At 56.2% G+C, this 6,396-nt stretch carries 5 protein-coding genes; all 5 read right to left on the bottom strand.

Annotation, left to right across the window (positions count from 1 at the left end; translation table 11 throughout):
* Window positions 1-539: 539 nt before the first annotated feature.
* Window positions 540-1,328: a PP2C family protein-serine/threonine phosphatase gene (locus ACJROR_RS01820; protein ID WP_406545608.1), complete on the bottom strand. Its 789-nt coding sequence runs from the start codon at window positions 1,326-1,328 to the stop codon at window positions 540-542.
* A 2-nt stretch (window positions 1,329-1,330) separates the two neighbouring features.
* Window positions 1,331-3,283: an AAA family ATPase gene (locus ACJROR_RS01815; RefSeq protein WP_406545607.1), complete on the bottom strand. Its 1,953-nt coding sequence runs from the start codon at window positions 3,281-3,283 to the stop codon at window positions 1,331-1,333.
* A 13-nt stretch (window positions 3,284-3,296) separates the two neighbouring features.
* Window positions 3,297-3,965 (bottom strand): 4Fe-4S single cluster domain-containing protein, encoded by a 669-nt coding sequence (locus ACJROR_RS01810; RefSeq protein WP_406545606.1) that lies wholly within the window; start codon window positions 3,963-3,965, stop codon window positions 3,297-3,299.
* Window positions 3,966-3,969: 4 nt separating this feature from the next.
* Entirely contained in the window at window positions 3,970-4,677 is a 708-nt protein-coding gene (locus ACJROR_RS01805) for an FHA domain-containing protein (RefSeq protein WP_406545605.1), read from the bottom strand.
* 108 nt (window positions 4,678-4,785) lie between these two features.
* Window positions 4,786-6,246: a hypothetical protein gene (locus ACJROR_RS01800; protein ID WP_406545604.1), complete on the bottom strand. Its 1,461-nt coding sequence runs from the start codon at window positions 6,244-6,246 to the stop codon at window positions 4,786-4,788.
* Between the last annotated feature and the right edge of the window lie 150 nt (window positions 6,247-6,396).

Here is a 6,396-nt window from a genome sequence, read left to right as displayed (position 1 = left end):
GCCCCTTTACCCCGGAAACAGCCTCGTGTTACCTGAAAATGAACGCATGACCGCCGCTAGAGGCCGGAATATGGGCGCATACATACAGGCACGAGCCGGATCCTGATGCATCTCTGATCAGATATTAGGCGCCGAGATCAGCGAGGGCGGCATTCACCTGAGCTTGCACGGCGCCGGATCATCTCCCCGCAAGATAGCAAAAAGGCCCGGACTGACAGCCCGGGCCGCGCCTGAGTTTGGGGTTATGCCGGGGCAGGGACGCTTTCCCGCCCGCTCAATCCCGGGATGTCAAAAAAGCCCCCTGAACAGGAGCGAGAAATGATTCCGCAAAGGTCAGACTGACTGACCTCCCTGCTTTCAAAAAGGCACTTGAAAGGGAGCCTCCTCAGGCCAGACGCAGCCCCAAAAAACGCCCTTCCGGCTTCTCCCGCAGTAATAAGGCTGTTTCTCCGCCAAGCTCGTCCGGCTCCTTCCGGAGCTTTGCAAAGAAAAACCCGGCATCCTGTCAGCCGGGTTCTTTCAGATTTTCCGGAGGGAGATCAGACCCTGATAATCATAATGGTGGTGTCATCCAGGGATCCGTTTTTCCGGGCCTCGGCAATTATCGCATCCGTCTTTTCCAGATCCGAGATATCATCCCGGCCCATGATATCCTCCATAAAGTCGGGATCAGTGTATTCATGCACGCCGTCCGAAGAGAGCAGATATACTCCGGCCAGATCTCCGGCTTCCCGAAAACGTTTCGCATTAATCCTGGTAAGATACCGGGGAGAACCGGCGCCGAGACAGCTCTGGATCTCGCAGCGGTTGCAATGCTCCGCAGCCTCGAAGGCTCCGGAATCAATGAGCCACTGATAGGTGGTGTGATCCGAGGTGATCTGCTTTATAAAGATGCCGCTCATCACCTGAAGCCGGGTGTTTCCGGTATGGAGATACCAGGCCCCGCCCTCGTTCATGAAAAGCGCGGTAAAGGTGGTGGCCATGATCTCCTTGCCCGGGGTTTTCTGGGCCTGGGAAACAAGATCCCCGTTCAGAGTATGGATAAGCTCCTGAAGAGTCTTCTCCGCTTCCTTGTCCTCAGAAGAAAGCTTAAGATCCTTAGCCTTCTCCATGAGATCCCTGAGGACAAAGCCGGACGCCTCATGGCCGCCGGGATTGCCGCCCACCCCGTCCGCCACGGCAAAAACGCCGGGGATTTCAGCCGTGAGTTCCCCCCGGAAGACGTTCAAAACCTGAGAACCGGCAGGATTTCCGGGCTGACATACCAGAGCATGATCCTCGCATTCCGCATGCTCCGGCCCCCGTACAATCTGACATGCAATTTTCATTTTTACGCCCCCCCTTTATCATGTCTGGTTAATTCGCATTTCAGTACGGCCGGAGTCTCGGCAATGCTCTTAATATCTCCCGCCACTACGGAAAGCACCTTTATATCGGCATTCTGCTCCACCCGGTTATCAAAAAGATAACGGGACAAAGGATTTATGAGATAGGACTCCACCACATTGCCGATGCCGCGGCCGCCGTTATCCAGGTTCCGGAGCGCCAGGGCATTGAGCTCCGCCACCGCCCTTTCGTCAAGAACAAGGCCGATCTTCTTGTTTCTCAGGAGATTCTCGCAGATGCGCTCCAGAAGAGAAGCCAGAATATCCGCGGCCACATCCGGTCTTATGAAATCAAAGACCACGATGTTTTCGCCGATGCGGTTCAGGATCTCCGGCCGGTTCAGGGTAAACTTGAAGTGATTTTCAATAGCGGCCCGCACCTTCTTCTGGACGTCCTCGTAAGAATCCTCGGGAGTAACATTCTTCCGGCGGCCGCCGTCCCTGTCCGGAACATAGATGCCCAGGTTGCTGGTGAAGATAATCACGCTTTCTGAAAAGTACACCGTATTCCCCTGCCCGTCGGTGAGGCGGCCGTCCTCCAGGATCTGCAGGAACTTGTCCAGAATGGTGGGATGCGCCTTTTCAATTTCATCAAAGAGCAGAATGGAGAACGGGTTATCCCGGACAGCATTGGTAAGCTGACCGCCGGCCTCATAGCCCACGTATCCCGGAGGGGCGCCTAAAAGTCTCTGGTCGCTGTGGGACTGCCCGAATTCGCTCATGTCAAACCGGATGCAGCGGCTTTCGTCTCCGAAGAGCTTCTGCGCCAGGGTTTTGGCGGTTTCGGTCTTGCCGGTGCCGGTGGGCCCCGCAAAAAACAGCACTCCCTTGGGCTTGGTATGGGAGGAGTGCTGGAGGCCGTCCATGCCCACAATGGCTCTCTTTATGACATCCAAAGTTCTGGTAAGGGCCAGATCCTGCCCCTTCACCCGTTTCCGAAAATCCACCTCGGCATGGGCAAAATCATCATGCTTCAGAGTCTGCCAGGGATTGTCCGTAATGCCGAAGCGATAAAGATCCACCACCTTGCAGAGATCCGAAACGCGGAACCGCTGCTTTCTGGACAGGAGAGAGAGGCCGTTAAGGGCCGTGTACGAAAACCCCGCGGTAAGACCGGTAAAGCGCTGCTTCAGCTTATAAATGGCATCCTGGCCGGACTCGCCCTGATAGGCCGCCATGTCTTCCCGGTAAATATCCGGATCAAAGAAGGAGCGGAACTGAGTATCAATGAAATTAAAGCGTTCATCCTTGCCGGGCGTGCTGATGGTGATGGTCTTGGCGGAAGGATTATCCAGAAAAAGCCAGCTGGGAAGGTCATTAACCTTGTTCACCAGAAGCACCAGGGAATTCTTAAGACGGACGCCGTTTGCGACCTCCACATCCTTGCCCCGGAGAGCGGACTCCTGGAGCTTGGTAAAGCTGAGCACGTCCGGCTGCTGCATGGAATTGGGAGCCACAATGTAGCGGGAAACGAAATCCATGATGATCACCGCGGATTCCACCTCCTGCTCCAGAGCCATGCTGACTACATCCGGGGCGGTGGGAGCTCTTCCGGTGAACTGAGCCGGAATAAATTTATTAAGGCCCTGAGTCTCCACATTCTGATTAACCAGCTTCCCGAATTCGTCCATGGCGTTTTCGCAGTCATTGGCGTCCGTGAAAAAACCCCGGATATGGCTGTAAAAAATCACATGCTGATAGCCCAGGTTCTTGTAGAAGGCGTAAAGATAGGAATTTAAGTCCAGAATCTCCCCCTTGGAAGCATAATTATTCTCTTCCGGGTAAACATACTTGTCCAGAATGTTCCCCTCCAGAATAATAAGGGGCTTGATGCGGTTAAAGATCCCGAGCTCCCGATGCCACTTAGGGCCGTCAAAAGTCTGTTTCGTATTATCCATGGCAAATTAGTCCTTAATGTTGATTCTGCGTGTGTTCCGGCGCGGTCTCATCCCCGCAGGTCTCCCCGCCGATGGTTACCCCTTTGGACAGAAGAGCCTCCCGGAGCTCCCGGGGATACTCCGGACGATGAATGCCCGCGGAGATAAAGCCGTCCCGGGTTCTGAAATTCTGCACCTCGTTGCGTCCGTTCTTAAGGTATTCCCGGTAACGTTCCTCAAGAGCGGGGTTCAGGATATGGATCTCCTGATTGTCCGATCCCCGGAGAAAGCAGTTGGTGTTCCGGGACTCCACATAGGGGCCGTCAATAACCACGGCAAGCTGGTCAAGAATATCCCGGTACCCCCGGTTCCGGAGCTCCCGCAGCCGGAAGCCGCTGTAGGCCAAAATGTCCGCCGAGATCTCCCGGAGCCGGGGCAGAAGCTCCCTTAAGGCCTCCGGCTGCTCAAAGGGATCGCCTCCGGTAAGAGTGAAGCCGTCTATACCCTCGGCACCCCGGGTTTCTCTGATGGCGTTTATCATTTTGAGCACTGTGTCCCCGGAAACCAGATACCGGGGATCCTGCTTCCAGAGCTCGGGGTTGCTGCAGCCCGGGCAGCCCCGGCTGCAGCCGGCAAACCAGATGCCGACGCGCTTCCCGGGGCCCAGCACCCTGAGAGGATAGAGAAGCCGGGCTACATACATGGGGTCAGACCCCGGTCTCATAGGCCACGATAAAGCAGCCCGCCTGGGACTTTGTCCAGTCATCCGGCCAGCGATCCCCCATGGAGACCTTATCCCCGTCCTTCAGCACTTCGGTGGAACCGGGAGACATCTTCACATTATTGATATAGGTGCCGTTTTTGCCCTTATCAACGAAAGCGAGACGGTCTCCCATGACATGGATCTCCGCATGGAGACGGCTGGTGTAATCCCGGGAAGCCAGATAATCCGCCATGACATTCTCCCGGCCGATCACGGTAATGGGATGCAGGGTGTCAATTTTAAGAATGCATCTCCCGTCCGGAGCGTTCAGTGAGGCAATAACCTTGTTTACCGGCTTCGGGGCGGCGGGCTCCGGGGCAGGAGCTCCGGAAGATCCCTGAAGCAGGCTTTTGTCCACCAGAGTCTTTTCGATCAAAAACTTGAGATTCTCATGACAGGCAACGCACTGCTTGGCCACAACCCGGTTAGCCCGGCCGCACTTCGGACAGATCTTGGCCCAATCCTTTCCCGGGGGAACGGCGTTATCCTCCGGAGCTTTCTCACCGGGGTCAGGATCCGGGGCCGGCTTAGGCGCCTCCTTGTCCACAGATTTAACGCCGGAAAGATCCCAGCCGCAGTTTTCGTTAATGCAAAAGGCGCTGCCGGGGGAATTCTCGGCGCCGCATTTGGGACAAATCTTTACTCTGGCCATGGATTTTAAGTTCTCCTTGTCACAATCATAATTCCTGCTTAATTGATGCTTCGTTTACGTTCTGTTTCCGCTCGATTGCCGCATCATTCCCGCTCAGTCCGGAGATCTTCAGCTGCCTTCCTGGGGGAGATGCATTTGCTGTTGCGCCGAAGCAGGGGCGGTACGGACAATTCTGCGGGCGTTCTCCACCTCCTGGATATCCTCCCGGGCACACTCATAATCACTGATATTGAACACCTGAGCATACTCCGCATCAGGAGGAAGCTCGCTCCCGCGGTTCAGCACCAGCCCCTTTTCCGCCAGCTTCTCCCGGATCTTGCGGTAGCCGGAGCAGAAGCTTTCCATATCCTGCCGGAGCCGCTCGGATTCCGCGGGATCCGGATCCCGATCCTCGGTGTCCAAAGCGCCCAGCTCCATGCACATGTCGCCGTTGGAATCGTAGGTGACGCTCACCGCCGCCTCTTCGTTAAAGCGGTAAAGGCCGCTCTTCACAATGCCGTCCGGCCGGGCCTTGAGGCCCCCGATAAGACGGTAGCCCATCTCCGCCATAACCTCGTTGATGGCAGCGCTGATATACCTTTCGGCATCCCGCTTGGCCAGAGTCTGATGAATAACATCGATTTCCGCTTTCAGAAAGGTCAGGGAAGAACGGGTTACCGGGAAGGTCTTGGGGGGCACGCCGGCTTCCCGGCAGATGGCGAGATACTCATCGCTGAGAGCGCCGTATTCCTCCCGGAGGTTTTCGTAATCGGTAAGCTTACGGTTGAGCTCCTTAAGCCGGGGCTCCAGACTGATGGCGGCAAAGCTCCTTAAGTACTCGGCATTATGGTTGCCCTTCTCCGCGGCGTGGAGCACGTTCTCCAGAGCGTCGATCTCATCCTGAATCTGCGAGGTGGCCACCCGGCCGCATACGGTTTTTCTGAAAGACTCCTCCATGCGGGCAATTTCCGCCTCGGCAGCCTTCCGGGCCTCATGAAGCTTTTCCTGCCGCTTCTGCTCCTCCTCCGCGGCGTTCCGGATCTTCTCCTGCTGTTCCTTCTCCCGCCGCTGCCGTTCCTCTTCGGCCAGCTGCTTGGAAAGATCGGCGATCTCGGAGGTCAGCTTTTCGGTATAGGCGGCGGAAATGCTTTTAGCCACCCGGGGCACTCCGTCCATGACCACCCGGAAGCGATCGGCCACCTTCTGAAAATCAGCCAGAATATCCTTCAGGGTCTGTTCATTCTCCGTATTGCGATCCCGGGAGCGCGCGGCCACGATCTCCTGCGCCACGGCTTCCACGTCCCCGGTGAATTTCCGGTACTCCTGCGTGGGAGCAATGCCGAACTCGTCGATTTTTTCCTTAAGTCCCTGAATCTGCTCCCGGCCGCTGTTCAGAGCCACCTCCAGCCCCCGGGAACTGGAATTGATGCTGTCCTTGAGATCCCGCACTCTTTTTTTGCGGGCCTCCTCCATCAGGCGTCTTCTTTCCTCTTCGCGTCTCTTGCGCTCCAGCTCTTCCCGTCTTTTACGCTCCAGCTCCCGCCGGCGTCTCTCCTCCAGGGAAATTCTGCTGTCCTTGGGTCCGCTCATATCATGTTCTCCTCTTGATACCGGCATCTCCAGAGCTGCCGGTATCCCATAAGCTGTCGGTCTTTTCATAAGCCGCCGGAAACCCCCGGCGCTACCGGGAATTGTCCGGTTAATCCTAATGGCAATTTTATTTACAAAAGCCCTGTACCG

The sequence above is a fragment of the Succinimonas sp. genome (genome assembly GCF_045225735.1).
Classification (GTDB): domain Bacteria; phylum Pseudomonadota; class Gammaproteobacteria; order Enterobacterales; family Succinivibrionaceae; genus Succinimonas.
The sequence above is the reverse complement of the archived record's forward strand: the minus strand, read 5'-3'. Positions and strand labels throughout refer to the sequence as shown.

Excerpts from the sequence above, each read along its gene's own strand:
- ACJROR_RS01820 (WP_406545608.1), bottom strand. The coding sequence starts at position 1,328 with ATGAAAATTGCATGTCAGATTGTACGGGGGCCGGAGCATGCGGAATGC.
- ACJROR_RS01805 (WP_406545605.1), bottom strand. The coding sequence starts at position 4,677 with ATGGCCAGAGTAAAGATTTGTCCCAAATGCGGCGCCGAGAATTCCCCC.
- ACJROR_RS01800 (WP_406545604.1), bottom strand. The coding sequence starts at position 6,246 with ATGAGCGGACCCAAGGACAGCAGAATTTCCCTGGAGGAGAGACGCCGG.
- ACJROR_RS01815 (WP_406545607.1), bottom strand. The coding sequence starts at position 3,283 with ATGGATAATACGAAACAGACTTTTGACGGCCCTAAGTGGCATCGGGAG.
- ACJROR_RS01810 (WP_406545606.1), bottom strand. The coding sequence starts at position 3,965 with ATGTATGTAGCCCGGCTTCTCTATCCTCTCAGGGTGCTGGGCCCCGGG.